Origin of the sequence: Pauljensenia sp. 20925_1_34, from assembly GCF_041432775.1 — a bacterium.
Lineage (GTDB): Bacteria > Actinomycetota > Actinomycetes > Actinomycetales > Actinomycetaceae > Pauljensenia.
Genome location: NZ_JAPWAG010000001.1, coordinates 57539 through 83098 on the forward strand (window position 1 = coordinate 57539; position 25560 = coordinate 83098).

27 protein-coding genes are annotated in these 25560 nt (G+C 66.8%); 24 read left to right on the forward strand and 3 right to left on the reverse strand.

What is annotated here, in order from left to right:
- Positions 1-14 precede the first annotated feature (14 nt).
- From O3669_RS00260 to nusB, 9 genes are read left to right on the forward strand one after another with little or no spacing between them, the layout of a single operon-like run.
- A complete protein-coding gene (locus tag O3669_RS00260; protein WP_070835581.1) occupies positions 15-191 on the forward strand; it encodes a ubiquitin-like protein Pup in 177 nt (58 codons plus the stop codon).
- 1 nt (position 192) lies between these two features.
- The gene (gene pafA, locus O3669_RS00265) at positions 193-1578 is read left to right on the forward strand and encodes a Pup--protein ligase (protein WP_314767944.1); all 1386 of its coding nucleotides are present in this window, start codon (positions 193-195) and stop codon (positions 1576-1578) included.
- Positions 1575-2624: an FKBP-type peptidyl-prolyl cis-trans isomerase gene (locus tag O3669_RS00270; protein ID WP_371523181.1), complete on the forward strand. Its 1050-nt coding sequence runs from the start codon at positions 1575-1577 to the stop codon at positions 2622-2624. The genes pafA and O3669_RS00270 overlap by 4 nt, the downstream gene beginning before the upstream one ends.
- Before the next feature lie 60 nt (positions 2625-2684).
- Complete coding sequence (gene aroC / locus O3669_RS00275; protein WP_295917390.1) at positions 2685-3896, forward strand: chorismate synthase; 1212 nt, start codon at positions 2685-2687, stop codon at positions 3894-3896.
- Positions 3893-4402: a shikimate kinase gene (locus tag O3669_RS00280; protein WP_295917388.1), complete on the forward strand. Its 510-nt coding sequence runs from the start codon at positions 3893-3895 to the stop codon at positions 4400-4402. The genes aroC and O3669_RS00280 overlap by 4 nt, the downstream gene beginning before the upstream one ends.
- Entirely contained in the window at positions 4399-5481 is a 1083-nt protein-coding gene (gene aroB / locus O3669_RS00285) for a 3-dehydroquinate synthase (protein ID WP_371523182.1), read from the forward strand. The genes O3669_RS00280 and aroB overlap by 4 nt, the downstream gene beginning before the upstream one ends.
- A complete protein-coding gene (locus O3669_RS00290; RefSeq protein ID WP_371523184.1) occupies positions 5478-6002 on the forward strand; it encodes a shikimate kinase in 525 nt (174 codons plus the stop codon). Before aroB ends, O3669_RS00290 begins: the two co-directional genes overlap by 4 nt.
- Before the next feature lie 24 nt (positions 6003-6026).
- Positions 6027-6590: an elongation factor P gene (gene efp, locus O3669_RS00295; RefSeq protein ID WP_009055954.1), complete on the forward strand. Its 564-nt coding sequence runs from the start codon at positions 6027-6029 to the stop codon at positions 6588-6590.
- Positions 6590-7222, forward strand: a complete 633-nt coding sequence (gene nusB / locus O3669_RS00300) for a transcription antitermination factor NusB (RefSeq protein WP_315281777.1) — start codon at positions 6590-6592, stop codon at positions 7220-7222. Before efp ends, nusB begins: the two co-directional genes overlap by 1 nt.
- 59 nt (positions 7223-7281) lie before the next feature.
- Here nusB and O3669_RS00305 read toward each other — a convergent pair whose 3' ends face one another.
- Positions 7282-7824, reverse strand: a complete 543-nt coding sequence (locus tag O3669_RS00305) for a hypothetical protein (protein WP_371523186.1) — start codon at positions 7822-7824, stop codon at positions 7282-7284.
- Between the two features lie 114 nt (positions 7825-7938).
- On the reverse strand, positions 7939-8235 hold the full coding sequence (locus O3669_RS00310; RefSeq protein WP_295969457.1) for a DUF2249 domain-containing protein: 297 nt from the start codon (positions 8233-8235) through the stop codon (positions 7939-7941).
- Positions 8236-8800: 565 nt separating this feature from the next.
- Here O3669_RS00310 and O3669_RS00315 point away from each other — a divergent pair.
- Positions 8801-8947, forward strand: coding sequence for a hypothetical protein (locus O3669_RS00315; protein ID WP_314767952.1), 147 nt, complete (start codon positions 8801-8803; stop codon positions 8945-8947).
- Entirely contained in the window at positions 8944-9732 is a 789-nt protein-coding gene (locus tag O3669_RS00320; protein ID WP_371523188.1) for an inositol monophosphatase, read from the forward strand. The genes O3669_RS00315 and O3669_RS00320 overlap by 4 nt, the downstream gene beginning before the upstream one ends.
- Before the next feature lie 40 nt (positions 9733-9772).
- Here O3669_RS00320 and O3669_RS00325 read toward each other — a convergent pair whose 3' ends face one another.
- A complete protein-coding gene (locus O3669_RS00325; protein WP_371523190.1) occupies positions 9773-10807 on the reverse strand; it encodes a LacI family DNA-binding transcriptional regulator in 1035 nt (344 codons plus the stop codon).
- 132 nt (positions 10808-10939) lie between these two features.
- Here O3669_RS00325 and pyrR point away from each other — a divergent pair, with 132 nt between their 5' ends.
- From pyrR to O3669_RS00390, 13 genes are all read left to right on the forward strand, one after another.
- Positions 10940-11503 (forward strand): bifunctional pyr operon transcriptional regulator/uracil phosphoribosyltransferase PyrR, encoded by a 564-nt coding sequence (gene pyrR / locus O3669_RS00330; RefSeq protein ID WP_295967317.1) that lies wholly within the window; start codon positions 10940-10942, stop codon positions 11501-11503.
- Positions 11504-11506: 3 nt separating this feature from the next.
- Positions 11507-12493, forward strand: coding sequence for an aspartate carbamoyltransferase catalytic subunit (locus O3669_RS00335; RefSeq protein WP_295917367.1), 987 nt, complete (start codon positions 11507-11509; stop codon positions 12491-12493).
- Complete coding sequence (locus tag O3669_RS00340) at positions 12486-13805, forward strand: dihydroorotase (protein ID WP_315281768.1); 1320 nt, start codon at positions 12486-12488, stop codon at positions 13803-13805. Before O3669_RS00335 ends, O3669_RS00340 begins: the two co-directional genes overlap by 8 nt.
- A complete protein-coding gene (carA, locus tag O3669_RS00345; protein WP_295917362.1) occupies positions 13802-14989 on the forward strand; it encodes a glutamine-hydrolyzing carbamoyl-phosphate synthase small subunit in 1188 nt (395 codons plus the stop codon). Before O3669_RS00340 ends, carA begins: the two co-directional genes overlap by 4 nt.
- Entirely contained in the window at positions 14989-18288 is a 3300-nt protein-coding gene (gene carB, locus O3669_RS00350) for a carbamoyl-phosphate synthase large subunit (protein ID WP_315281764.1), read from the forward strand. Before carA ends, carB begins: the two co-directional genes overlap by 1 nt.
- Positions 18285-19151, forward strand: coding sequence for an orotidine-5'-phosphate decarboxylase (gene pyrF / locus O3669_RS00355; protein WP_371523192.1), 867 nt, complete (start codon positions 18285-18287; stop codon positions 19149-19151). Before carB ends, pyrF begins: the two co-directional genes overlap by 4 nt.
- 101 nt (positions 19152-19252) lie before the next feature.
- Positions 19253-19564 carry an integration host factor, actinobacterial type gene (mihF, locus tag O3669_RS00360; RefSeq protein ID WP_007589281.1) on the forward strand — a complete coding sequence of 104 codons (312 nt, stop codon included), beginning with the start codon at positions 19253-19255 and terminating at the stop codon, positions 19562-19564.
- 27 nt (positions 19565-19591) lie between these two features.
- Positions 19592-20149, forward strand: a complete 558-nt coding sequence (gene gmk, locus O3669_RS00365; protein WP_371523193.1) for a guanylate kinase — start codon at positions 19592-19594, stop codon at positions 20147-20149.
- 36 nt (positions 20150-20185) lie between these two features.
- On the forward strand, positions 20186-20452 hold the full coding sequence (gene rpoZ, locus O3669_RS00370; protein ID WP_003792400.1) for a DNA-directed RNA polymerase subunit omega: 267 nt from the start codon (positions 20186-20188) through the stop codon (positions 20450-20452).
- Between the two features lies 1 nt (position 20453).
- A complete protein-coding gene (coaBC, locus tag O3669_RS00375) occupies positions 20454-21689 on the forward strand; it encodes a bifunctional phosphopantothenoylcysteine decarboxylase/phosphopantothenate--cysteine ligase CoaBC (protein ID WP_371523195.1) in 1236 nt (411 codons plus the stop codon).
- Entirely contained in the window at positions 21686-22873 is a 1188-nt protein-coding gene (gene metK, locus O3669_RS00380; RefSeq protein WP_295966167.1) for a methionine adenosyltransferase, read from the forward strand. Before coaBC ends, metK begins: the two co-directional genes overlap by 4 nt.
- Entirely contained in the window at positions 22870-23508 is a 639-nt protein-coding gene (locus tag O3669_RS00385) for a vitamin K epoxide reductase family protein (RefSeq protein ID WP_371523197.1), read from the forward strand. The genes metK and O3669_RS00385 overlap by 4 nt, the downstream gene beginning before the upstream one ends.
- Before the next feature lie 42 nt (positions 23509-23550).
- Positions 23551-25533: a primosomal protein N gene (locus O3669_RS00390; RefSeq protein ID WP_371523199.1), complete on the forward strand. Its 1983-nt coding sequence runs from the start codon at positions 23551-23553 to the stop codon at positions 25531-25533.
- Positions 25534-25560 lie beyond the last annotated feature (27 nt).

Here is a 25560-nt window from a genome sequence, read left to right on the forward strand (position 1 = left end):
AAGATAATCACAGTATGTCCAATCAGATTTTTGCTGGCGGAGCAAGCCCCATCGACGACGCGCTCGAGGCTGGCGGGCAGGTCCAGGCTCGTACCTCCTCGATTGACTCCCTCCTCGATGAGATCGATTCCGTCCTCGAGACCAACGCCGAGGCCTTCGTGCAGGGCTTCGTCCAGAAGGGCGGCCAGTGACGTGAGGCGTCGAGTTTTCGGCATCGAAACGGAGTACGGGCTGACGGCCGCGTCCCCGTCCGGGGCGGCGCCGATGGACGCCGAGCACGCCGCTCGTCAGCTGTTTGAGCCCCTGTTGCACCAGGGCCGCTCCTCGAACCTTTTCCTGCGTAACGGCGGGCGCCTCTACCTGGACGTGGGCGCGCACCCCGAGTACGCCACCGCCGAGTGCGACCGGCTCGAGGACCTGCTCGAGCAGGATCGCGCCGGATCGGACATGCTCGCCGATCTGGCGCTCCAGGCTGACGAAGCTCTGGCCGAGCTGGGCACCGATCTGCGCCTGCACCTGTTCCGCAACAACCTGGACTCGCAGGGCAACTCGTATGGCTGCCACGAGAACTACCTGCTGCACCGCCGCCGCGACTTCCGCCAGGTGGCCGACGCCCTTGTTGCGTTCTTCGTGACGCGCCAGATTCTGGTGGGCAACGGCTGGATCAACACGGCCGCCGCGGCCCCGCGCCTGCAGTTCTCCCAGCGTGCCGACCAGATGTGGGATGCCGTATCGTCGGCGACCACCCGCTCGCGCCCGATTATCAACACCCGTGACGAGGCCTTGGCTGACTCGGGCGCATACCGACGCATGCACGTCATCGTCGGAGACACGAACGTCGCCGAGCCGACGACCGCGCTCAAGGTCGGCATGACCGAGCTGCTTATCCACGCGATCGAGGACGGCCTCCAGATTGAGGATCTGTCGCTCGCCGACCCGATGCGTGCGATCCGTGAGATCAACGCGGACCTGTCCGGCTCGGCCTCCATCGAGCTGGCATCCGGGCGCATGACCAGCGCCGTCGCGCTTCAGCGCGAGATTCGCGAGCGGGTGCTCGCTCGTATTCCCGTCGCCGACCTGGATCCCATGCGCGCCTACGTCGTCGACCTGTGGGGCCGAGGCCTCGACGCGATTGCCAGCGGCGACTGGAGCGCGGTGGAGACGGAACTCGACATCGCGATCAAGCGCAAGCTGCTGACCTCGTACTGCGCGCGCACCGGTGCCGCCCTGAGTGATCCGCGCGTGGCACGCCTGGAGCTGTCCTACTCCGAGATCACGGCGGACGGCCTGCGCGAACGCATGGAGCGCGCAGGGCTCATGCGCCGACTGACGAGTGAGCAGGGCGTGGCGCGCGCGATAAGCGTCCCCCCGGCGACGACGCGAGCTCACCTGCGCGGACGCATCATCGCCGCCGCGGAGGATGCGCGCGCCGACCTGAGCGTCGACTGGGTGCATGTGCGCCTGGACGATTCGTCGACGATTCCGCTCTCCCTCCAAGATCCTTTGGCCACATCCGATCCGCGTGTGGATGCGCTCATCGCGCAGATTGACGCTCAGTCTCCTACGATTCCCGCATGAGCTCAGCTTCACGCAATCCCGATTCTTCGAGCAGCCGACGCACGAAAGGTTCCTCGCAGCGCGCCGCCGCGATGGGTGAACGCTCGCGAGGTTCGTCTCGCGTGTCCGTGCTCGTGCGCCTCCTCATCGCGCTGGTAGTCATCGGGGTGTGCGCGGCCGTCGCCTGGTGGGCATTCCGCCCGGCGCCCGCCGCCCAGGAGGAGAACGGTGCGGGTGTCAGCGCGCAGTCGACGACCCTGCCACTCTTCGAACGCGTCGTCGTCTCCGGCCGTGTCGGAGCCACACCGACGATCGAAATCAAGGCTCCCCTGGAAGTCGACGGCTCGAAGGCAACGACGCTCGTGAAGGGCGATGGCCGAGAGATCACCGAGGGGTCGCCTGTACTGGTTGCGATCACGGCCTTTGACGGCGAGACCGGGCAGACCCTGTCGGAGTTTGGACGCCCGCAGCTGAGCCTGGGGATCGTCGGCACTGACGTCATCGGTGAGGACCTGACGAACATGGTGATCGGACAGCAGGAGGGCTCGCGCCTGATCGCCTTCCGTACGATCGCGCCGGGTGCTGGCGCCCCCGGATCCACGAGTAACGTCGAGGTCGATGTCATCGACATTCTGCCATCCATCGCGGTGGGCACCGCGGTGGATGCGTCGGTGGGCCCCCTCAGCGTCGAGATCAACCCCAATGGGCCGATCATTACCCACGGCTCGACCGTCCCGGATGGCGTGACGACGCAGATGCTCATCAAGGGTGACGGCGTGCAGGTCCATGAGTCCGACCGTGTCGTCGCACAGTTCACCGCCCTGGGGTGGACCGATGGCGTCGTGCGCGTGTCCACGTGGGAGACCGGCGTCCCCCAGGTCATCAACCTCGGGAAGGCCATGCGCGGTCTGCAGACCGCTCTCGTCGATCAGAAGGTCGGATCGCGCCTAGCGATCACGATCCCGCCGGACCTGGCGGCCGGCGACGATACGCTGTGCTTCGTCATCGATATTCTCGGTACAGAACCGGGCCTGAGCGCGACCGAGGACGACAAACCCCAGTCCTGAGCGTTCATCCCCTGAGAGTGGGCGGGCATCGGCACTCGGCCTTGTGGGACACTGGGAGGCATGCTGAGATGGATGACCGCCGGAGAATCGCACGGGCCCGCGCTACTTGCCACTATCGAGGGGCTTCCCTCGGGCTTGCGTATCACGACCGATGATCTGCGCCGGGCGTTGGCGCGCCGCCGTCTGGGCTACGGGCGCGGTGCGCGCCAGAAGTTCGAGACCGACGACGTGTCGATCGTGGCGGGTGTTCGTCACGGCGTGACGACGGGCGCCCCTGTTGCCATTCGGATCGGTAACTCCGAGTGGCCCAAGTGGGAGACCGTCATGAACGCCGACCCGGTTGATCCGTCCGCTCTCCTCATCGATGCGGGCACGGGCGACGAGCGCGAGATTGCGCGTAACCGCCCGCTGACCCGGCCTCGTCCCGGGCATGCGGACCTGCCCGGCATGCTTTCGTACGACCTGTCCGAGGCCCGCCCGGTGCTCGAGCGTGCCTCCGCCCGCGAGACGGCGGCTCGGGTTGCTCTCGGGGCGCTGGCCGAGGCACTGCTCGACCAGGTCGCTGGTATTCGCCTCGTCTCCCACGTTGTTGCGGTTGGTGCCCAACGCGCGTCGGCCTCGACGATCCCGACCCCGGCCGACGAGGAGGCCCTGTGCGAGGCCTCCATGCGCACCCTCGACCTCGCCGACAACGCCCGTTTCGAGGCTGCAGTGGACGACGCGAAGCACAGCGGCGACACCATCGGCGGCGTCGTCGAGGTCATCGCCTACGACGTTCCGGTGGGCCTGGGGACGCACGTGAGCGCCCGTGAGCGACTGGACGCCCGCCTGGCCGGCGCCCTCATGTCGATCCAATCCGTCAAGGGCGTCGAGATCGGCGACGGCTTCGCGCAGGCGGCCCTGCTGGGCTCGGCCGCCCACGACGAGATCGTTCGGGGCGAAGACGGGCACCTGACGCGTACCACGAATCACGCCGGAGGCATCGAGGGCGGCACGTCCAACGGTGCGCCCATCGTGGCTCGCGCCGGATTCAAGCCGATCTCGACCGTCCCGCGCGCCCTGCGCAGCGTGGACCTGGCCACGGGCGAGGAGGCGGTGGGGCTGCACCAGCGCTCCGACACCTGCCAGGTCGTCCCCGGCGCCGTCATCGCCGAGGCCGAGGTGGCCCTGGTCCTGGCCGACGCCCTCTTCGACCACGCGGGCGGGCGATCGGTCGCCGAGATGCGCCGCAACCTGGACTCCTACTGTCAGGTCGTGGGGGAGCGGGCATGATCGTCGCCCTTCCCATCGTCCTTGTTGGCCTGCCTGGCGCGGGCAAATCCAAGGTGGGACACCTGCTGGCCGAGCGCCTCGGCGTGCCCCATATTGACACCGACGCCCTCATCGTCGAGCGTGAGGGGCGAGCGATCTCTGATATTTTCGCCACCGACGGCGAGGCCGCCTTCCGCGTCATGGAGACCGCGGCGGTCGCTCACGCGCTGACGGGCCACGCCGTCATCTCGCTGGGCGGGGGAGCGGCAGCCACCCCTGCCGTGCGCGACCTCCTGGACGGCCACACCGTCGTCTACATCGACGCGCCCCACGACGAGCTCGTTCGCCGAACCGCCGGCAAGACGCACCGCCCGCTGCTGGCCGCCGATCCCGACGGCGCTCTACGCCGCCTGCGCGCCGAGCGCGAGCCGCACTACCGCGCCGTCGCCACGGTGACCGTGCCCACCGGGCCTGGCCCCGTTGATGACGTGGTCACCGACATTCTCAACCACTTGGAGCACCAATGAGCACCACCATCGAGGTCAGTGGCGACAAGCCCTCGACCATCACCGTCGGCCGCGATCTTGGCTTCGCCCCGATCGTGGGCGCGCTTGACGAGTCGGCCACGAAGGTCCTCATCATCCACGCCCGCCCTCTTGCGCCCCGAGCCGAGGCCCTGGCAACCCACCTGCGTTCCCTCGGGTACGAGGCCGCCACCGCCGATCACCCAGACGCCGAGGCCGGTAAATCGATCGAGGTCGTCGCCGGTCTGTGGGACACCTGCGGGCGCCTCCAGCTGGGCCGCAAGGACGCGATTGTCGCCATGGGCGGGGGAGCGACCACCGACATGGCGGGCTTCGTCGCGGCCACGTGGCTGCGCGGCGTCACGCTCATCAACGTGCCGACCACGCTGCTGGGCATGGTCGATGCCGCTGTGGGCGGCAAGACCGGCATCAACACGTCGGTGGGTAAGAACCTGGTCGGCTCCTTCTACCCGGCCGTCGCCGTCGTCGCCGACATGAGCCTGCTGGAAACCCTGCCTCGCGAAGACCTCGCCGCCGGGGCGGCCGAGGTCATCAAGTGCGGATTCATCGCCGACCCCGAGATCTTGCGCATCGTGGGGGAGACCGACCCGGCGCGCCTCCTGGATCCGACCAGCGAGGAGCTGGCGGACATCACCACCCGCGCGGTGGCCGTCAAGGCTCGCGTCGTCTCCGCCGACCTGACCGAGGGCGGCCTGCGCGAGATCCTCAACTACGGCCACACCCTGGCCCACGCCATCGAACGCGCGAACGACTATACGTGGCGCCACGGCGACGCGGTCGCCGTCGGCTGCTGCTTTGCCGCACGCCTGGCGGCCGCGCGCGGGCTCCTCACGGATGAAGAAGTCGCCCGCCACGACGAGCTCTTCGCTCGCGTCGGCCTGCCCACCCGCTACTCGGGCACGTCCCTGGACGAGCTCACGCACATCATGCTCTCGGATAAGAAGGTCCGCCGCGGCGTCTTGCGCTTCGTCCTCCTGGACGGCATCGCGAACCCGGGCACCCACCCGGTCGACCCCTCCGAGCTCGCCGACCCCGCCCGCTCCATCGGAATCGGCGTATGAGCCTCGTCGTCCTCATCGGAGTGCCCGGCTCGGGCAAAACCACTGTCGGTCGACTGCTCGCCCAGACCACGGGCCTGCCCCTGCTCGAGGTTGATGACGCCGTCGAGGAACGCCTGGGTGCCCACATGCGCACCCTCGTCGTGGCTCGCGACCCGCGCCTGGCCCAGGCCTCGCGTGACGAGGCCCTCCGCCTGCTCGGATGCGACGAGGGCATTGTCACGCTCGGCGCCTCCCAACCCCTCGACCCCGCCACGGCCTCGGCAATTCATGAGGCACGAGCGCGCGGCGCGGCAGTCGTCGAGCTGGCCGCCGACCTTTCCGCAGTATCTCGCCGAGAAAACCTGAGCGCCCCACGCTCCGTGGGCCTGGGTGCCCCGCGCGCCGTCCTGGCCCAGCTGATGACGCAGGCCCGCATCGCCTACGAAGCCGTGGCCGACACAACAGTCGATACGAGCGGCCTCACCCCGCAAGAAGTCGCCGAATTCGTTGCTCGCGCGTGTAAACTGGCCCCTGATTACTGATTCCTTTACGAGTGAGGTACACCTGTGGCAACGACAAATGATCTGAAGAACGGCCTCGTCATGGTGATCGACGGCCAGCTCTGGCAGGTTGTCGAGTTCCAGCACGTCAAGCCCGGCAAGGGCCCGGCCTTCGTGCGCACCAAGATCAAGAACGTCCTGTCCGGCAAGACCGTCGACAAGACTTTCAACGCCGGCCTCAAGATCGAGACCGCCACCGTTGACCGTCGCGACATGACGTACCTGTACCAGGACGGCACCGACTACGTCTTCATGGACCAGTCCACCTACGAGCAGATCAACGTTCCCGCCGAGACCGTTGGCGACGCCCGCAACTTCATGGTGGAGAACCAGGACGTCATCGTCTCCCAGCACGACGGCACCGTCCTGTTCGTCGAGCTGCCCGCCACCGTCGTCCTGACGATCACCCACACCGAGCCCGGCCTGCAGGGCGACCGCTCCTCCGCCGGCACCAAGCCCGCGACCCTCGAGACCGGCTACGAGATCCAGGTCCCCCTCTTCATGGAGGAAGGCACCCGCGTGAAGGTCGACACCCGCGACGGCTCGTACTCGGGTCGCGTGACCGAGTAATGTCGAAGCAGCACCGCTTCACCTCGCGCACGAAGGCCCGCAAGCGCGCGGCCGACGTCGTGTACGAGGCCGACCAGCGCGGGATGGGGTCCAACCCCGACGTGCTGCGCGACCTGTTGCGCGAGCGCCGCGTCATCACCGCGGCCCAGACTCCGCTCCCGGAGTTTTCGATCCAGATCATTGGGGGAGTGGCGGACAACCTGCGCCGCATCGACTCCCTGATTTCGGCGCACGCCCGCGTGCCCGGCCTGGATCGCATCGCCGCCGTGGACCTGGCCGTCATGCGCGTGGCCGTGTGGGAGATGCTGGAAAACGACGAGGTGTCGCCGATCATCGTCATCGACGAGGCGATCTCGATCGTCCGCTCGATCTCGACCGACACGTCTCCGTCCTTCGTGAACGCGGTTCTCGATGCCATCCGTAAGGACCTGGCATCCCCCGCGTGGTCCCGCAGGCAGGGCAGTGACGAGGATTCCTTCGTCGCCGACTCGAATTCTCCCGAGCCACCGGCCACGTCTGCCGATTCTCTGCCCGTCCAGGAGGCGCCGGCTCGGTCGCTTCCCGCAGGCGCGACGCCGCTCGACGGCGCCAGCGTCGAGGATGATCTCGACGAGCTGCTTGAGGAATACTGAGCACTCGCATCATGACAGTGGCCGCCCCGGTTGTCCCGGGGCGGCCACTGCTATGCGGGCTACGCGCTGGTGATCGCCTGGTTCAGCGCCGCCATCTCGGAGGGCGGCAGAGTGATCGGCGTTGAGGTGAAGCGAATGTCATCAAGGCGTCCCGACGGTGCGAACACCATGTCCCAAAAAAGAGAGACCTGCCCGGAAGCAATCGCATTCCAGAGGGCGGGCATCTGCCTCATCTTGTCCACAAACTCTCGGTCCGCGAGGAGGCGGCATCCGATGGAGGGGCCGAAGCCCGCTGGGATCGTCCGCCCCTCTTCGGTAAAGGTGAGGGCGCGGGAGGTTCCGCCGTGGCAGTGGCCGATGTGAAGCTCGCCGGGCTTGTAGCCGAGAGCGTCGAGGCTGTTGCGTCCCTGTCCGACTCCGCCGACTCCGCCGGCGAACGCGATGCCGTGCTTATCCCAGATCACTTCGAGAGCTGTGTGGCCCATCTGCTCGGAGTCTGTCCGGGCGAGTAGGTTCTCTGCAGTGAGCTCGGCGGCGTAGGCTGTGGCCCTGGCAACTGCGCTCACGTCAGCGTTGAAGGATGTGAGCTTCCAATCATTCATGGGACCAGGCTACCGCAGAAGACGACGGTGACGAGTGCGTATCTCTCGGTATGACAAACGGGTGTGGGTGGCGGGATCGCTGTGATCCTGCCACCCACGTTGCACCTTCATGGATCAGAGCGACACACGTGTGGTGCGCACATCCCAATACTCGGGGCCGTCGGTGATGACCTCGAAGGTCCACTCGCCCGGCAGCTGCATGATCTGTGCCAGAAGCGGGCGGGGCAGGTGGGGAGCGCGGATGATGAATGACTCACCGGCGCTCATGGATTGCGCGGCACCAAGCACGGCGGCGTGACGCAGCCGGTGGGGGATCGCCGTCGCGTCGATCAGTGGGTCGGTGGAGTCGTGTCCACCGCAGCCGCAGCCTCCGGTCGACGTCTGGGGCATGGGTAGTTCCTGAATGGTCATGGGTGGCCTTCCTCTTCGTACACGTCATTTTCTACGCGTTGATACGCATCTTTATTTTAATGGCTGTTCCCCTCTCATAACCAGCGCAGGAATAAAAATGGGTTCGGTTGACCATTGGTTGCATACCCCGTAGGGGTAGTAAGCGTACCCCTACGGGGTATGTGGTATTGCTATGGCAGCCTAGCGATGCCGTTCGCATCGAACGCGCAGCCATACAGGGCTGTCTTGCGTGATCTCATCTGGATTGGATTCGTTGATATCGGCGCTCAAGGACCGGAAACAGTGCGATTTATGCTCGTTTGGCACGCGGCGTCATGATGGTGTCCGATTCTATGTAACCGCTTGCACGGAGCATATGTAAGCGTTTGTATTCTGGTGGTGTCACCGCCTGGCGTCGTCGCCCGAGTACGTCACACCAGCAATTCTGGAGAGAAGGCAATGATGCATTTATCCGGGCTCTTTGATTCACGCATGGCGCCACCGACGTCGCTGTCGCTGGCACAGCAGCGGCGCAGGTGGCTTGTCGAATCCCTCAAGACATACGCCGTCCTGGTCATCGTCGACGGTGGCTTCTATCTTCTGGGGCTCGACCGTCACCGTCCTTGTTGTCTCGGCGATCGTCGGCCTGATCTGTCTGGAATTTGTCGCGTTCTTCGAGGAGCGTAACTTGCGTGCAGACCGTGAGTTTAGTGCGGCACAGGAGGAAGCATGAGTTGTGAACTGAGTATCGATCAGCTGGCGGAGATTGCCATCGACGTCGTTCGCGTCGGGATGGCGATCGCGCTTGATCCGCCGTGTGACCTTGCGGTTGACACGAAGTCGAATCGTAACGACCTGGTGACGGCGGTCGACAGGGCAATCGAGGAGGAGATTGCTGCTCGCCTGGAAGAGGCAACCGGCCTGCCCCTGTTGGGGGAGGAAGGACACGCCGTTGATTCCTTCGCGGGCCGCGTGTGGGTCCTCGACCCCATTGACGGCACGATGAACTACGTGGAGACGCACCGCGACTACGCGGTTTCACTTGCGTTGTGCGAGGACGGAGAACCCGTGCTCGGAGTCGTCGCGGACGTCGTCGGCGGCCATGTCTGTCATGCGATCCGAGGCAGGGGCGCGTGGTTGGATGGCGTTCCACTGCCTCGCGCGCAGGATGCTTCCTCGTATCGCGAGGCGATTGTTATCACGGACATCAAAGAGATCCTTGCGTTGTCGAGGCTCGCGCGGGCACTGCAAGAGAGCAGAGGACACCGACGCTACGGCTCCGCTGCGCTGGAGTGCGTCGAGGTTGCGCGCGGGCGCGCGGGTGCCTTCGTGCACATGTGGGTATCCCCGTGGGATATCGCGGCGGCGACCCTTATTGCGACCGAGTGCGGGGCGTTGGCAACGCGGTTGGACGGTACGTCCCTTGATGTGCGCTACAAGGGTTCGTTCCTCTTGGCTACTCCCGGCGTCCATGCCTCGTTGGTGGAGAGGCTCATGACCTCTGTTCAAGAGGGCTGATGATCGCGCGGGACGGGGGCCGTGAGGTCGTTGCGCGCGATCATCCCGTGCTGGCGCGCACGACCAACTCGGTCTCGACGCGCTCGCGCACGGGCGCTTTGTCGTCTCCCAGTGCTCGTGCGATCGCGCAGTCGACGGCGAGGGCGCCGACGCGTGCGGGAGCGCGGTCAATCGAGGTGAGCGCGAGTGCGCGGGTAGCGGCGAGTGCGGAGTTATCGCAGCCGACAACAAGGATGTCTCGACCGGGGACGAGGCCGTGGCGCAGAAGCGCGAGGATCGCGCCCTGGGCGCACTGGTCGTTGTAGCACACGAGCGCATCTACCCCGGTGGGCAGCCCGGCGCGGACGGCCAGGAAGCCGGCATCGACGTTGTCGCCTCCTGGAATACAGACGTGGTCGATGCGCACACTGCGGCAGGCCCTGAGAAAAGCTGACTTGTGAGCGCGAGCGGAGGGCCCGGGAGGGCCCTCGATGAAGGCGACGCGTCGCCGTCCCCGGTCGCGCAGCAGCGTGACGGCCTCACGCATGCCGCGCTCGTTGTCGCTCGTGATCAGATCGAGGTCCTCGCGCACCGCTTGCTGGCCGATGAGGACGGTGGGTACGTGTGCGTAGCTCTGCGAGATGCACGAGGAGTCCACCGCTATGACCGACTGGGCGCGCAACTGCAGGACGGACTCCCAGGCCCTCTCCACGTCGCGTGAATCGTCGATAGATTCGACGATGATTCTAAATCCGTGCCGTTCGGTGGCCCTGAGTGCCTCTGCCCGGTAACGCACGTGTAGCTCCTGCCCGAGAGCACAGACGAGGCCGAGGATCTGGGGCCTCGAGGATGCCAGCAGTGAGGCAGCGATATTTGCTCGGTATCCGAGCTGTTCGGCGACCTTCTCAATCCGTTCACGCGTTGAGGGCGCGACGCGCGGCGAACCCTGGAGTGCTCTGGACACCGTCGCAATGGACGTTCCGGCGACGATTGCAATGTCGTCAAGGGTGACGCGGCGGGCGGTGCGTCCCTCGTGTGGTTCGGGGGATGCGTCAACGTCGGCAGCGGTTGCTGACGGCTTCGCCTTATTCGTCATACTCTCAGTGTATAGCCGCTCACGTGGCCTTTCACACGCGTGAGTCGACCGCGAGCGCCAAACCGGGCGCGTAGTATTGATCTGGAACACATCCTTTAATGACCGTCCCGTGAGGCGGGGAAGGAGAGAGCAGTGGGATCACTGCACGCTGATCGCGCATCGCGCGGCAAAGAAGTACTTGGAGCGGGTGACGTTGCCCGATCCCTGACACGTATTGCCTACGAAATCATTGAACGCAACGGCGGTAGCGAGAATCTCGTCATCGCCGGCGTCCCCACGCGCGGAGCAACGCTTGCGCGTCGGCTCGTCAACAGGATCCGCGAGGTCTCCGGCACCTACGCCGACCTCGCCGTCATCGACACGACGATGTTCCGCGACGACCTGGCCAGCCAGCCGCTGCGCGCCCCCAAGGAAACGCTGATTCCGGTCACCGGCATCGATGGTAGGACCGTCGTGCTGGTCGACGATGTTTTGTACACGGGACGCACGATCAAAGCGGCGCTCGACGCGCTGACTCGCATCGGGCGCCCCGCTGCCGTCCAGCTCGCCGTCCTGATCGACCGCGGCCACCGTGAGCTGCCGATCCGACCGGACTTCGTCGGCAAGAACCTGCCGACCTCGCGGGATGAGACCGTGACCATCCTGCTCGACGAAACCGATGGGCGCGACGGCGTCCTGCTAGGGAAGGGCCTGTAAGCGATGAGCCTCAGCCATCTTATTTCCATCCGCGATCTCACCCGCGAGGAGGCGATCCTGATCCTCGACACAGCGGAACAGATGGCCGCCACGCAGCACCAGAGCGTGAAGAAGCTTCCGACGCTCCAGGGAAAGACCGTCGTCAACCTGTTCTTCGAAGACTCCACGCGCACGCGCATCTCCTTCGAGACCGCCGCCAAGCGCCTGAGTGCCGACGTCATCAACTTCCAGTCGCGCGGCTCGTCGGTGTCCAAGGGCGAATCCCTCAAGGACACGGCCCTGACGCTGCAGGCGATGGGTGCCGATGCGGTGATCGTGCGTCACTCCTCGTCGGGCGCGGCCCACCGCCTGGCCCACGCCGGGTGGATGAACCTGCCGGTCCTCAATGCGGGCGACGGCACCCACCAGCATCCGACCCAGGCGCTCCTGGACGCCATGACGCTGCGCCGCCACTTCGGCGCCGACGACCCTGCCGGCCGCCTCCCTGAGCCAGGCACCGGCCTCGACGGTGCTCACGTCGTCATCGTGGGCGACGTCCTGCACTCGCGCGTAGCCCGCTCCAACGTCGACCTGCTGACCCTCCTGGGCGCGCGCGTCACCCTCGTCGCGCCCCCGACGCTGCTGCCGCTGGGGGTCGACACGTGGAACTGCCAGACCTCGTACAACTTCGACGAGGCCCTGGCGAGTCAGCCCGACGCTGTCATGATGCTGCGCGTGCAACGGGAACGCATGTCCAGCGCGGGCGGGGGATTCTTCCCCTCGCCGGGTGCCTACCACGCCGAGTATGGCCTCACCCCCGAGCGCTTCACGAAGCTGCGTTCCGACGCGGTCGTCATGCACCCGGGCCCCATGAACCGCGGCCTCGAGATCTGCGCCGAGGCAGCAGACTCACCTCAATCTGTCATCGTCGAGCAGGTCTCCAACGGCGTGTGCATTCGCATGGCCGCCCTCTACCTGCTCCTCGCATCGGAAGGACACAGCAATGACTAAGCAGACTCGCGACATTCTCATCAAGGGGGCGTCTTTGGTCGGCGGGGACGCGACCGACATTGCGCTGTCAGGAGGTGTCATCGTCGCCATCGGTACCCAGGCTGGCGACGCAGTACGAGACCCCCGCGTTATCGACGCCGAGGGCCTGGTCGCCCTGCCCGGCCTCGTCGACATCCACACGCACCTGCGTCAGCCTGGCGGAGAGGACGCCGAGACCGTCTTTACCGGCACACGCGCGGCCGCTGCGGGAGGCTACACGGCAGTGCACGCGATGGCCAACACGACGCCCACGCAGGACACCGCCGCGATCGTCGACCAGGTGCTGGACCTGGGTGAGGCGGCCGACTGGGTCGAGGTTCGCCCCGTCGGAGCCGTCACCAAGGGGCTGGAGGGCAAGCAGCTCGCGTCCCTGGGGTCGATGGCCCGCTCGCGCTCCAAGGTGCGTGTCTTCTCCGACGACGGCAAGTGCGTCTCCGATCCGGTCCTCATGCGCCGCGCCCTCGAGTACGTCAAGGGCTTCGACGGCGTCGTCGCCCAGCACAGCCAGGACCCGGCCCTGACCGAGGGCGCCCAGATGAACGAATCAGCGCTGTCGGGCGAGCTCGGCCTGGCCGGCTGGCCTGCGGTCGCCGAGGAGGCGATCATCGCCCGCGACATTCTGCTGGCCAAGCACGTGGGCTCGCGCCTGCACGTGTGCCACCTGTCCACCGCAGGATCGGTCGACATCGTGCGTTGGGGCAAGGCCCAGGGCGTGAACATCACCGCCGAGGTCACCCCGCACCACCTGCTCCTGACCGAGCAGCTGGCCGCCACCTACGACCCGCTGTACAAGGTCAACCCGCCGCTGCGCCGCGCGGAGGACGTCGAGGCGGTGCGCGAGGGCCTGGCCGACGGCACCATTGACGTCGTCGGCACCGACCACGCGCCGCACCCCCTCGAGATGAAGGACTGCGAGTGGCAGGCCGGAGCGTTTGGCATGACGGGCCTGGAGACGGCCCTGCCGATCGTTATCGAGACGATGGTGAACACCGGCCGTATGAATTGGGAGGACGTTGCTCGCGTCCTGTCCACCACGCCCGCGCGCATCGGTCGCGTCGAGTCCCAGGGCCGCGGCCTGGTCGTCGGGGCCCCCGCCCACGTCACGCTCGTCGATCCGCACGCGCGTATCACGATTGACCCTGCCAAGCAGTGGACCCGTTCGACTAACTGCCCGTTCCGCGGGATGGAGCTGCCCGGCCAGGTGCGCTTCACGATCTTCAATGGCGTCCCGACGGTCGCCGACGCCACCCCGATCGCCAAGGAGGATCGATGACTTCGACCGATATCGCTCTGCTCGTCCTGGAGGACGGCACCGTTTTCAAGGGACGCGCGTGGGGAGCGCGTGGCCGCACGCTCGGGGAGATCGTCTTTTCGACCGGCATGACGGGATACCAGGAGACCCTCACGGATCCCTCGTACCACCGCCAGATCGTCGTCATGACGGCCCCGCACATCGGTAACACGGGCGTCAACGACGAGGACCCGGAGTCCTCGCGCATCTGGGTTGCCGGTTTCGTCGTGCGTGACGCGGCACGGCGCGCCTCGAACTGGCGTGCACGCCGCGAACTCGAAGACGAGCTGGTCTCTCAGGAGATCGTGGGTATCGCCGACGTGGACACGCGCGCGATCACCCGTCACATCCGCGAGCGCGGTGCCATGCGCGCCGGCATTTTCTCGGGAGAGGCGCTGCCCGTGGGCGCGCAGTATCTCGGGGACGAGGCCGTGGCATCCCTGGTGCGTATCGTCGCCGAGTCGCCGGTGATGAGTGGGCAGGCCTTGGCCGCCGAGGTGTCGACGGATGAGACCTACGTGGTCGAGCCGCTGGGGGAGTGGGAGGGCAAGGAGCCCCTCGCGTCTGTGGTGGCCGTGGACCTGGGAATTAAGTCGCGTACCCCCTACCACCTCGCGGCGCGCGGAGCACGCGTGTACGTCGTGCCGTCGACGGTGTCCTTCGCGGACATCGAAGCCCTCAAGCCCGATGGCGTGTTCTTCTCCAACGGCCCCGGCGATCCGTCGACCGCCGACCGTGAGATCGGCGTGCTGCGCGCTGTCCTGGACGCGGGGATTCCGTACTTTGGGATCTGCTTTGGCCACCAGCTCTTTGGTCGCGCCCTCGGGTACGGCACCTACAAGCTGGATTACGGCCACCGCGGCATCAACCAGCCGGTGAAGGACGTGGCCACGGGCCGCGTCGAGATCACCGCTCACAACCATGGCTTCGCGGTGGACGCCCCCGTGGGGGAGCCCTCAGTTGCTCCCTTCGAGTCGGGCCGATACGGGCGCGTCGAGGTGTCACACGTCGGCCTCAACGACGGTGTTGTGGAGGGTCTGCGCGCGCTCGACATTCCCGCCTTCTCCGTTCAGTACCATCCCGAGGCAGCCGCGGGTCCGCACGACGGTGAGCTGCTTTTCGATCGATTCATGTCGCTTATGACCGCCGCGAAGGAGACCCACTGATGCCCCGCAGGAATGATCTGTCCTCTGTTCTCGTCATCGGGTCCGGCCCCATCGTCATCGGCCAGGCGTGCGAGTTCGACTACTCGGGCACGCAGGCATGCCGCGTCCTGAAGGAGGAGGGCCTGCGCGTTATCCTCGTCAACTCCAACCCCGCGACCATCATGACGGACCCGGGTATCGCCGACGCCACGTACGTCGAGCCGATCACCCCCGAGGTCGTGGCCTCGATTATCGAAAAGGAACGCCCCGACGCGCTGCTGCCGACGCTGGGCGGCCAGACGGCTCTGAACACGGCTGTCGCCCTGTCCGAGATGGGCGTGCTCGAGCGCTTCAACGTCGAGCTGATCGGTGCCTCGATTGAGGCGATCCGCGCGGGCGAGGACCGCGAGGAGTTCAAGGAGATCGTCGAGCGTTCGGGTGCCGAGGTCGCCCGCTCGTTCATCGCTCACACGATGGAGGAATGCCACGCGGCCGCCGCCGAGCTCGGCTACCCGCTCGTCGTTCGCCCCTCGTTCACGATGGGCGGCCTGGGCTCCGGCTTCGCGTACACGCCCGAGGATTTGGAGCGCATCGCCGGCCAGGGCCTGTCCGCCTCCATCACGACCGAGGTGCTCCTGGAGGAGTCGATCCTTGGTTGGAAGGAATACGAGCTCGAGCTCATGCGTGACAAGGCGGACAACGTCGTCGTCGTGTGTTCCATCGAGAACGTCGACCCGGTCGGCGTGCACACGGGCGACTCGATCACGGTCGCCCCGGCGCTGACCCTCACCGACCGCGAGATGCAGCGCCTGCGCGACATCGGTATCGCCGTTATCCGCGCCGTGGGCGTGGACACCGGCGGCTGTAACATTCAGTTCGCGATCCACCCCGACACGGGCCGCATCATCGTCATCGAGATGAACCCGCGCGTCTCGCGTTCCTCCGCGCTGGCCTCGAAGGCGACGGGCTTCCCGATCGCGAAGATCGCCGCGCGTCTGGCCACCGGCTACACGCTCGACGAAATCCCCAACGACATCACGGGCTCGACCCCGGCCTCGTTCGAGCCGACGCTCGACTACGTGGTCGTCAAGGTCCCGCGCTTCACGTTTGAGAAGTTCCCGGCCGCCGACCCGACACTGACCACCTCCATGAAGGCGGTCGGCGAGGCCATGGCGATTGGCCGGTCCTACACGGAGGCCCTGCAAAAGGCGCTGCGCTCGATCGACAAGGGCGGCGTGCAGTTCCACTGGGACGGGGAGGCACCCACCCCGGAGGAGACGCGCGCGCTCGTCGAGGCGGCCGCCGTTGCTACCGAGGGACGCCTCGTCCAAGTCCAGCAGGCGATCCGCGGTGGCGCCACCCTCGAGGAGCTCTTCGAGTCGACCAAGATCGACCCCTGGTTCCTGGACCAGATGTTCCTCCTCGACGAGGTCGCCACCCGCATCCGCGACGCCGAGGCCCTCACCGGCGACGTGCTCGCCGAGGCGAAGCGCCACGGCTTCTCGGACCGACAGATCGCCGCGATGCGCGGTCTGTCCGAGGACACGGTGCGCGAGGTGCGCGGAGCCTTCGGTATCCACCCGGTCTACAAGACGGTGGACACCTGCGCCGCCGAGTTTGCCGCCCGCACGCCCTACCACTATTCGACCTATGACCAGGAGAACGAGGTGCGCCCGCGCGAGCGCGAGGCCGTCATCATCCTGGGCGCGGGTCCCAACCGCATCGGTCAGGGCATCGAGTTTGACTACTCGTGCGTGCACGCGGCCATGGCGCTGCGCGAGCACTACGAGACGATCATGGTTAACTGCAACCCCGAGACCGTCTCGACCGACTACGACATCTCCGACCGCCTCTACTTCGAGCCACTCACGCTCGAGGACGTCCTGGAGATCTACCGTGCCGAGTGCGCGGCCGGCCCCGTCAAGGGCATGATCGTCCAGCTCGGCGGGCAGACGCCGCTGTCGCTGGCCGCCGACCTGGAACGTGCAGGCGTGCCGATCCTGGGCACGAGCCCGCGCGCGATCGACCTGGCCGAGGACCGCGAAGAGTTCGGAAAGGTTCTCGAGGCGGCGCAGTGCCCGGCCCCCGCGCACGACACGGCGCACACTCCCGAACAGGTCATTGCTGTCGCCGAGAAGGTTGGATACCCGGTCCTCGTTCGTCCGTCCTTCGTGCTGGGCGGGCGCGGCATGGCCATCATCAACGACGAGGGTGCGCTGCGCGATTACCTGGCCAGCCACGACTCCGAGCTGCTGTTCTCGCGCGGCCCCCTCCTCATCGACCGCTTCCTCGATGCGGCCATCGAGATCGATGTCGACGCCCTGTTTGACGGCACGGAACTCTTCATGGGCGCGATCATGGAACACATCGAGGAGGCGGGCATCCACTCGGGTGACTCCTCCTGCGTGCTGCCTCCCATGACGCTGTCCGCGCGCGAGCTCGAACGCATCACGGCCTCGACCGAGGCCATCGCCAAGGGCGTGGGCGTGCGCGGCCTCATCAACATCCAGTTCGCGCTGCTCTCGGACACCCTCTACGTCATCGAGGCCAACCCGCGTGCCTCCCGCACGGTGCCCTTTGCCTCCAAGGCGACGGGCGTGCAGCTGGCCAAGGCCGCCGCCCTCATCCAGGTCGGCTCCTCGATCGCGAATCTGCGCGAGGCGGGCATTTTGCCCGGATCGGACGCGCGCGAGATCCTCGAAGGCGGGTCCATCGCCGTCAAGGCGGCGGTCCTGCCCTTTAGCCGCTTCCGCACCGCGGCCGGCGAGATCGTCGACACGATGCTCGGCCCCGAGATGCGCTCGACCGGCGAGGTCATGGGTATCGATCACGACTTCCCGACGGCTTTCGCCAAGTCCCAGCTGGGCGCCTCCACGGACATGCCCACCAAGGGCGCGGTCTTCATCTCCATCGCGGACACGGACAAGCGCGCCATCGTGTTGCCCGCCGCCCGCATGGCCGAGATGGGCTTTACGATCATGGCGACCTCGGGTACTGCGTCGGTTCTGCGCCGCAACGGCATCGCGGCACAATCGGTGCGCAAGTCCTCGGAGGGGCGCGGCGCGGACGGCGAACCCACGGTCGTGGACCTCATCAACGAGGGCCTCATCGACATGGTCGTCAACACCCCGCAGCGGTCCGCCCCGCGTAACGACGGCTACCAGATTCGCGCGGCCGCCGCGTCGCAGGATCGCCCCGCAGTCACCACGCTGCAGGCTTTCAACGCGATGGTTCAGGCCATCGAGGTCCGTATGCGCGGTTCCTACGCCGTGCGCTCCCTGCAGGAGTGGGACGCCATCCGATCGGAGGAAACACGATGAACCCCCTGGGAGCTGCTACACCCGAAACCCTCGGTTTCGGTGACCGCCTCTACGCCGCCATGCGCGCGCACGGCCCAGTGTGCGTGGGCATCGATCCGCACGCCTCGCTCCTGGCCCAGTGGGGTCTCGACGACGATGCGAACGGCGTCCGAGAGTTTTCGCTGCGCGTCGTCGAAGCGCTGGGCGGGCGGGCCGCTGCCTTCAAGCCGCAGGCAGCTTTCTTCGAGCGCCACGGCTCACGTGGCGTCGCGGTCCTCGAAGAGGTGATTGCCGCCTGCCGCGAGGTGGGCACCCTGTGTATCGTGGACGCCAAGCGAGGCGACATCGGTTCGACGATGGCCGGCTATGCCGAGGCCTACCTGTCGGATGGCTCCGCACTCGCCGGTGACGCTGTGACGCTCTCGCCCTACCTGGGTGTTGGCTCGCTGACCCCCGCGTTGGAGTTGGCCAAGGCCACCGGTAGGGGAGTCTTCGTCCTGGCGCTGACCTCCAACCCCGAGGGGGCATCTGTCCAACACGCCCGCGGGGAGGACGGACACTCTGTCGCAGGTCAGGTCGTGTCCCAACTGGCGGACTTTAACGCCTCTTGTGACCAATCGCACCTTGGGCCTGCGGGCATTGTTATTGGGGCGACCGTTGGCGATGCCGTACAGCGCCTCGGCATCGATCTGCCCGCCCTGAAAGGCGCATTTTTGGCCCCAGGAGTGGGCGCGCAGGGCGCTGGTCCAGCGCAGGTCAGGCAGGTTTTCGCGGGCGCGGAAGACGCCGTATTGGCCTCGTCGTCCCGCGCGATTCTGGGCGCGGGTCCGAGTGTGACAGGGCTGCGTGACGCCTACCTTGCGACAGTCGATTCGCTGCAATAATCTGTCGGATTAACCACGAGTAGGCGTTTTGGGATGGCACTAGTGCTCTGGAAGCTGAGATAGTTTATTTACCGAAGATCCCAACGGAGGAGATGATCAGAATGGCACTACCTGATCTCACGCCGGAACAGAGGGCGCAAGCCCTTGAGAAGGCAACGCAGGCACGGCGTCGTCGCGCCGAGGTCAAGAACGCGCTCAAGGCGCGCTCGATGAACCTGTCTGAGGTTTTGGAACTCGCTGATTCAGACGAGGCTGTGGCGAAGATGAAAGTCGTTTCGCTACTGGAGTCGTTGCCGCGCGTCGGCACGAATACAGCCGCGGTGCTGATGGACGAGTACAAGATCGCCCAGAGTAGGCGAGTACGAGGCCTCGGCCCCGTACAGCGCAAGGCTCTGGTCGAGCGTTTCGGCTGATACGGGTACGCATGGCACAATTGAGCCATGACTCAGGCTCAATTGACAGTCCTTGCTGGCCCGACAGCCGTTGGAAAGGGAACTGTTGTCGCTGCTCTTCTGGAGCGCTACCCGACGCTGACGGTGTCGGTTTCGGCGACAACTCGTGATCCTCGGCCCGGTGAACTGAACGGCGTCCACTACTACTTCGTATCCCCGCAAGAATTCGATTCCATGATCGAGCGGGGGGAGATGTTGGAGTGGGCGCTTGTTCATGGAAAAAACAAGTACGGCACGCCGCGTGGCCCCGTGGATCAGGCTCTGGCCGCCGGGAAACCGGTGCTGCTGGAGATTGACCTCGCAGGGGCTCGCCAGGTGAAGGTCAACCGCCCCGACGCGCAGTTCATTTTCCTTGCTCCGCCCTCCTGGGAGGAGCTCGAACGCCGTCTACTCGGACGCGGAACCGAAGGCCCGGAGGAGCGAGAGCGTCGCCTGGCAACGGCCCGCGTCGAGCTGGAGGCTGCCTCGGAGTTTGACCACGTTGTGATCAACGACGATGTCGAGCGCGCGGTGGGTGAGCTGGCCCGGCTCATTGGCCTGGAGTAATATCTATCTGAATCTGCCACTGAGAGGAAGACACGCATGTCCGGAATTGTTGCCCAGCCCGTGGGTATCACGTCCCCGCCCATTGATGATCTGCTGGAGCACGTTGATTCCAAGTACGCGCTGGTTATTTTCGCCGCGAAGCGTGCTCGTCAGATTAACTCCTACAACCTGCAGCTTCAGCAGAACATGATCCAGTTCGTGGGTCCCGTTGTCGACGTGCAGCCCGACGAGAAGCCCCTGGCTGTGTCGCTGCGTGAGATCAACGAGGGTCTGCTCTCTCTCGAAGCTAACCCAGAGGCCTGACGTGGCAACGATTGTCGTCGGTGTGACCGGCGGCGTCGCAGCCTTCAAAGCACCGATCGTGGTCCGCGAGTGTCAACGCGCGGGCCACGACGTGTATGTGGCCGCGACGCGTGCCTCGTTGGATTTCGTGGGAGCGTCGACCTGGGAGGGGATTACGTCCCGCCCCGTCGCCGTCGATATCGCGGGGGAGGGGCGAGCCGAGCACGTGGAGCTCGCTCGTGTCGCGGACCTGATCATCATTGTTCCTGCGACGGCGAATACCCTCGCGCGCCTCGCGGCGGGTTTTGCTGACGACATGGTGTCGCTGACGGTGTTGGCATCGGATGCTCCGGTCGTCGTGGCGCCCGCAATGCACTCGAACATGTGGCTGGCAGCCGCGACGCAAGCGAACGTGGCGACGCTGCGCGAGCGCGGCGTGCACGTGATCGACCCTGAGTCGGGCGCGCTCGGCTCAGGTGATAGCGGCGTGGGGCGTCTGCCTGCCCCCGAGGAGATTGCGCGGCGCGCCCTGGATGTCCTCGACCGCGCAGGCGAGCTCGAGCCTGCCCCTGTTCTGGCCGGCCGGACCGTCGTCGTCACGGCCGGAGGCACGCGCGAACCCATCGACCCGGTCCGTTTCCTTGGCAACAAGTCCTCGGGTCGGCAGGGCCTCGCTGTCGCCGCCGCCGCGGCGCGTGCGGGGGCGAGCGTGCGCGTCATCGCCGCCAATATCGACGAGTCCGTCATGGCAGCTCTGCCCTCGGGCGTCGAGGTGACCCGCGTGGGCAGCGCCTGTGAGATGCGCGAGGCCACGATGGCACAGGTGATCGGTGCCGATGCGCTGGTCATGACCGCCGCGGTCGCCGATTTTCGCCCCGAGGCAGCCCAGGCCTCGAAAATGAAGAAGGACCCCACGAAGACTGACGCGCCGACCCTGCGACTCGTGCGCAACCCCGACATCCTCTCCGAGGTAGGCCACAGCGATATTCGCCCGGCCCTCGTCGTCGGCTTCGCCGCGGAGACGGGCACGGACGAGGAGATCCTGGCCAACGGCGCAGACAAGGCCGCGCGCAAGGGGGCGGACTACATCGCCCTGAACCGTGTGGGTGCGGGCGTCGGTTTCGGCGACGTTCCCAACGACATTCGACTCCTGGATGTCGGCGGGCAGATCGTGGGCCGTTACATCGGCTCAAAGGACGAGGTTGCGGCAGGTCTGGTCGCTCAGATGGCCGATTTCCTTGATAACCTTGAGCGGTGAGTCAACAGCTTTTCTCTTCCGAGTCCGTCACCGAAGGTCACCCCGACAAGGTCTGTGACCGTATCTCCGATGCGATCCTCGACGCCCTGCTCGAAGCGGATCCCCGCTCGCGCGTCGCTGTCGAGACGATGGCTGCAACAGGCCTCATCCACGTCGCCGGTGAGGTGACCACCGAGGCGTACGTCGAGATCCCCGAGATCGTGCGTCGTGAGATCCTCTCGATCGGATACGACTCCTCCCGTGTCGGCTTCGACGGCGCGTCCTGCGGCGTGTCCATCTCCCTGGATGGGCAGAGCCCCGACATCGCCGGCGGCGTCGACGAGGCCCTCGAGGTGCGCGGCACCCAGGGCGGTGACCCGCGCGACCGCTTGGGTGCGGGCGACCAGGGCATCATGTTCGGCTACGCAGCCTCCGACACCCCCGACCTCATGCCCGCACCCATCTGGCTGGCGCACCGCCTGGCCAAGCGCCTGACCGATGTGCGCAAGCAGGGCATCGTGGAGGGCCTGCGCCCCGACGGCAAGACCCAGGTGACCCTTGCCTACGAGAACGGTCGCCCCGTCGGCATCGACACGATCGTCGTCTCGACCCAGCACGACGAGAACCTGACCCAGAGCGCGATCGCGGACGCCGTGCGCGCACACGTGATCGACCCGGTCATCGAGGAGTCCGGCCTCGAGCTGGCCACGGGTGACATGACGGCCCTCATCAACCCTTCGGGACGCTTCGTCCTGGGCGGCCCGGCCGCTGATGCCGGCTTGACGGGCCGCAAGATCATCGTCGACACCTACGGCGGCATGGCTCGCCACGGCGGCGGCGCCTTCTCCGGCAAGGACCCCTCGAAGGTCGACCGTTCCGCGACCTACGCCGCCCGCTGGGTCGCCAAGAACGTCGTGGCCGCGGGCATTGCCGGGCGCTGCGAGATTCAGCTGGCCTACGCCATCGGACGCGCCCACCCGATCGGCCTGTACGTCGACACCTTCGGAACCTCCTCGATCCCCGAGGAACGCATCGCCGACGCGATCCGCGAGGTCTTCGACCTGCGTCCCTTGGGCATGATCGAGGACCTTGACCTGCTGCGCCCGATCTACCGCGAGACCGCCGCCTACGGCCACTTCGGCCGCGAGCAGTTCCCGTGGGAGGCCACCAACCGCGTCGCCGAGCTGCAGGCCGTGCTCGCATGAGCGTCGGCGCGGAGCAGGTCGACGAGTTCGTCCCCTCCTGGGATACCCCTCAGGCGCGCCGGGCGTGGAGGAGGCGCACGAGCCTGGAGATGATCGTCTCGGGCTTTATCGGCCTCGTCACCTCCTTCGTGCTCTCGATCGAGGCGTGGCAGCTGGCAGCCGATTCGTCGGCGCGTTTTGGCTGCGACGTCTCCGCCGTACTGTCGTGTTCAGCGGTCGCACAGACGTGGCAGGCCCGCATCCTGGGCTTCCCCAACGCGTTCCTCGGCATCTTCTTCGAGGCCGTCGTCTTGGCGATCTCCGTCGCGATTTTTGCGGGCGTGAAGTTCCCGCGCTGGTACATGGCGTGCACGAATCTGCTGTACACGGTGGCGCTGTTTTTCGCGTTCTGGCTGTTTGGACAGTCCTACTTCATTATCCAGGTGCTGTGCCCGTGGTGCCTGCTCATCACGGTCACGACGACCTTGGTTTTCGGCGGTATCACGCGCATCAATATCCGCGACGGCGTGATTGCGGCTCCCGCGTCGCTGCGCCGCATCGTGGCGCAGGGGCTCGACTGGGCGCTGTGGGGACTCATCGTGTTCGGCGTGCTCGCGATGGTCGTGGGCAAGTACGGGCTCAAGCTCCTGGGCTGATCAACGGACGCAGATGGGCACGGGCTGTGTTTGACTAGGCTCATGATGTCCACGCAGGGAATGCTTGACGGGTTTGACCCACCTGCGACGCGCAGTGCGGAGATTGCCCGCGTGCTCGTCGACGTCGATGTGGCGCACATGGATCGCCCGCTCGACTACGTCGTTCCCGACGCCCTCGTGGACGAGGCCGTGGTCGGCTCGCTCGTGCGCGTGCGTTTGTCGGGTAGCCGGGTTGATGGCTGGATCGTCGAGCGCACCAGACGCGAGGTCAGCGACTCCGTCGGGCGCCTTGAATCCGTTGTCTCGGCGACGCCCGTCGTCACCCCGGCCCTGTACGAGGCCTCGAAACGTATCGCCTTGCGGTTCCTTGCCACCACGTCGCAGGTGCTCTCCCTCGCGGTTCCGCCGCGCCACGCGCGCGCCGAAAAGGAAGAGCTTGCGGCCGCTCCTCCCACCTGGCCCACGGTGACGCACCGGGAGGCGGGGCAGGGGTGGGACCCCTATCCGGCTGGCGCGGCCCTCCTATCGCGGCTGCGCGACGGAACGTCTCCGCGCGCCATCGTGACGACGCTGCGGCCGCACGTGCGTGCCTGCCTGTCTGAGGCCGTGGGTGCGACGGTGTCGTCGGGCCGCTCCGTTATTGTCGTGACCCCGACGGGGGAGCACGCCACTCGCGTCGCCCGCGAGCTTGAGGAGGATCTGGGCGTGCCCGCGGTGGTGAGCGGTGGGGAGGTCAGCCCGGAGGAGCGCTACCGCGTCCACGTCGCTGCTTCCCTCGGACGTCTTCCCATCGTGGTGGGGACGCGCTCGGCCGTGTGGGTGCCGTGCGCGACAACCGGTCTGATCGTCATCGTCAACGATGGGGATGATCGCCTGCGTGAGCGGCGTTTCCCCAGGTGCGACGCGCTCGACGTGGCCGTGCAGCGCTGCGCTGCCGAGGGAGCTGGTCTGCTCGTCCTCTCGAACGCGCGTTCGGTCAAGGCTCAGGCTCTCGTGCGCTCTGGATGGGCGGTGAGCCTGGACCCCACGCCGCAGGCGCTGCGCGAGGCGACCCCCCGCGTTCACCTGCACGGTGAGGCTCAGGCGGACAGCGAGGGCGCGGGCGGACGCATGCGCATCCCGCAGGCCGCCCTGCGATTGATCCGCCAGGGCTTGCGCGAAGGACCCGTCCTGATCCAGGTCGCATCGGCGGGCTACTGGCCCACCGTCGTGTGTCGGCGCTGCGGCCATCTGGCCCGGTGCCCGCACTGCTCGGGTCCGCTGTCGATGGGTGCCGACTCCGCTGTGACCTGCGGGTGGTGTGGGCGCGAGCCGACCTCGTGGCGCTGCCCACAATGCGCGGGAACGCACGTGCGCGGGGCCCGGGTGGGGGCCTCACGTACCGCCGAGGAAATCGCACGCACTCTCCCGGACGCCTCCGTCCTCGAGTCTTCCGCCGCCCACCGCATCACCCGCACCCTGCCCGCGCGCCCCACCGTCATCGTCGCGACAGCCGGGGCCGAACCGAGCGTCGACGGTGGCTACGCCTGCGCCATCATCTTGGACGCCGCTGCCCTGGTCGGCCGGCCGGAGCTGTGGGCGCCCGAGGAGGCCGCACGCCGCTGGCTCGACGCCCTGTCGCTCGTGCGCCCGGGCCACCCCGGCCTCGTCGTGGGGACGATCCCCGAGGCCCTGGGCCAGATGCTCGTGCGCTGGTCTCCCACCGACTACGCCCAGCGCCTCCTTGACGAACGCGAAGCACTTGGGTTTTTCCCCGCGTGCACCATGGTGGCCCTGGACGGCACGGCGGCCCAGGTGCGCCAGGTGGCCGACCAGGTTGTGCGCGAGGGCGGCGCCGAGCTGGTTGGAACCGTTGCCATCCCCGCCACCCGCGAGGGTGAGCAGAACCAGGTCCGCACGCTCGTGCGCACGCCGTTGCCGGACACGGTCGCGATGCTCCAGGCGCTCACGGACATCCGCCGCTCGCGCTCGGCACGCAAGGTACCGCTGGTCAAAATGAGCGTGAACCCACCGGAGCTCTTCTGAGTCTGGGGCCTCGCGGTGCCGTAAACT

Bases quoted from the DNA above. Each gene is read 5' to 3' on its own strand.
- O3669_RS00260 (WP_070835581.1), top strand. From the start codon at position 15: ATGTCCAATCAGATTTTTGCTGGCGGAGCAAGCCCCATCGACGACGCG.
- O3669_RS00270 (WP_371523181.1), top strand. From the start codon at position 1,575: ATGAGCTCAGCTTCACGCAATCCCGATTCTTCGAGCAGCCGACGCACG.
- aroC (WP_295917390.1), top strand. From the start codon at position 2,685: ATGCTGAGATGGATGACCGCCGGAGAATCGCACGGGCCCGCGCTACTT.
- O3669_RS00280 (WP_295917388.1), top strand. From the start codon at position 3,893: ATGATCGTCGCCCTTCCCATCGTCCTTGTTGGCCTGCCTGGCGCGGGC.
- aroB (WP_371523182.1), top strand. From the start codon at position 4,399: ATGAGCACCACCATCGAGGTCAGTGGCGACAAGCCCTCGACCATCACC.
- O3669_RS00290 (WP_371523184.1), top strand. From the start codon at position 5,478: ATGAGCCTCGTCGTCCTCATCGGAGTGCCCGGCTCGGGCAAAACCACT.
- nusB (WP_315281777.1), top strand. From the start codon at position 6,590: ATGTCGAAGCAGCACCGCTTCACCTCGCGCACGAAGGCCCGCAAGCGC.
- O3669_RS00305 (WP_371523186.1), bottom strand. From the start codon at position 7,824: ATGAATGATTGGAAGCTCACATCCTTCAACGCTGACGTGAGCGCAGTT.
- O3669_RS00310 (WP_295969457.1), bottom strand. From the start codon at position 8,235: ATGACCATTCAGGAACTACCCATGCCCCAGACGTCGACCGGAGGCTGC.
- O3669_RS00320 (WP_371523188.1), top strand. From the start codon at position 8,944: ATGAGTTGTGAACTGAGTATCGATCAGCTGGCGGAGATTGCCATCGAC.
- O3669_RS00325 (WP_371523190.1), bottom strand. From the start codon at position 10,807: ATGACGAATAAGGCGAAGCCGTCAGCAACCGCTGCCGACGTTGACGCA.
- O3669_RS00335 (WP_295917367.1), top strand. From the start codon at position 11,507: ATGAGCCTCAGCCATCTTATTTCCATCCGCGATCTCACCCGCGAGGAG.
- O3669_RS00340 (WP_315281768.1), top strand. From the start codon at position 12,486: ATGACTAAGCAGACTCGCGACATTCTCATCAAGGGGGCGTCTTTGGTC.
- carA (WP_295917362.1), top strand. From the start codon at position 13,802: ATGACTTCGACCGATATCGCTCTGCTCGTCCTGGAGGACGGCACCGTT.
- carB (WP_315281764.1), top strand. From the start codon at position 14,989: ATGCCCCGCAGGAATGATCTGTCCTCTGTTCTCGTCATCGGGTCCGGC.
- pyrF (WP_371523192.1), top strand. From the start codon at position 18,285: ATGAACCCCCTGGGAGCTGCTACACCCGAAACCCTCGGTTTCGGTGAC.
- mihF (WP_007589281.1), top strand. From the start codon at position 19,253: ATGGCACTACCTGATCTCACGCCGGAACAGAGGGCGCAAGCCCTTGAG.
- gmk (WP_371523193.1), top strand. From the start codon at position 19,592: ATGACTCAGGCTCAATTGACAGTCCTTGCTGGCCCGACAGCCGTTGGA.
- rpoZ (WP_003792400.1), top strand. From the start codon at position 20,186: ATGTCCGGAATTGTTGCCCAGCCCGTGGGTATCACGTCCCCGCCCATT.
- O3669_RS00385 (WP_371523197.1), top strand. From the start codon at position 22,870: ATGAGCGTCGGCGCGGAGCAGGTCGACGAGTTCGTCCCCTCCTGGGAT.
- O3669_RS00390 (WP_371523199.1), top strand. From the start codon at position 23,551: ATGATGTCCACGCAGGGAATGCTTGACGGGTTTGACCCACCTGCGACG.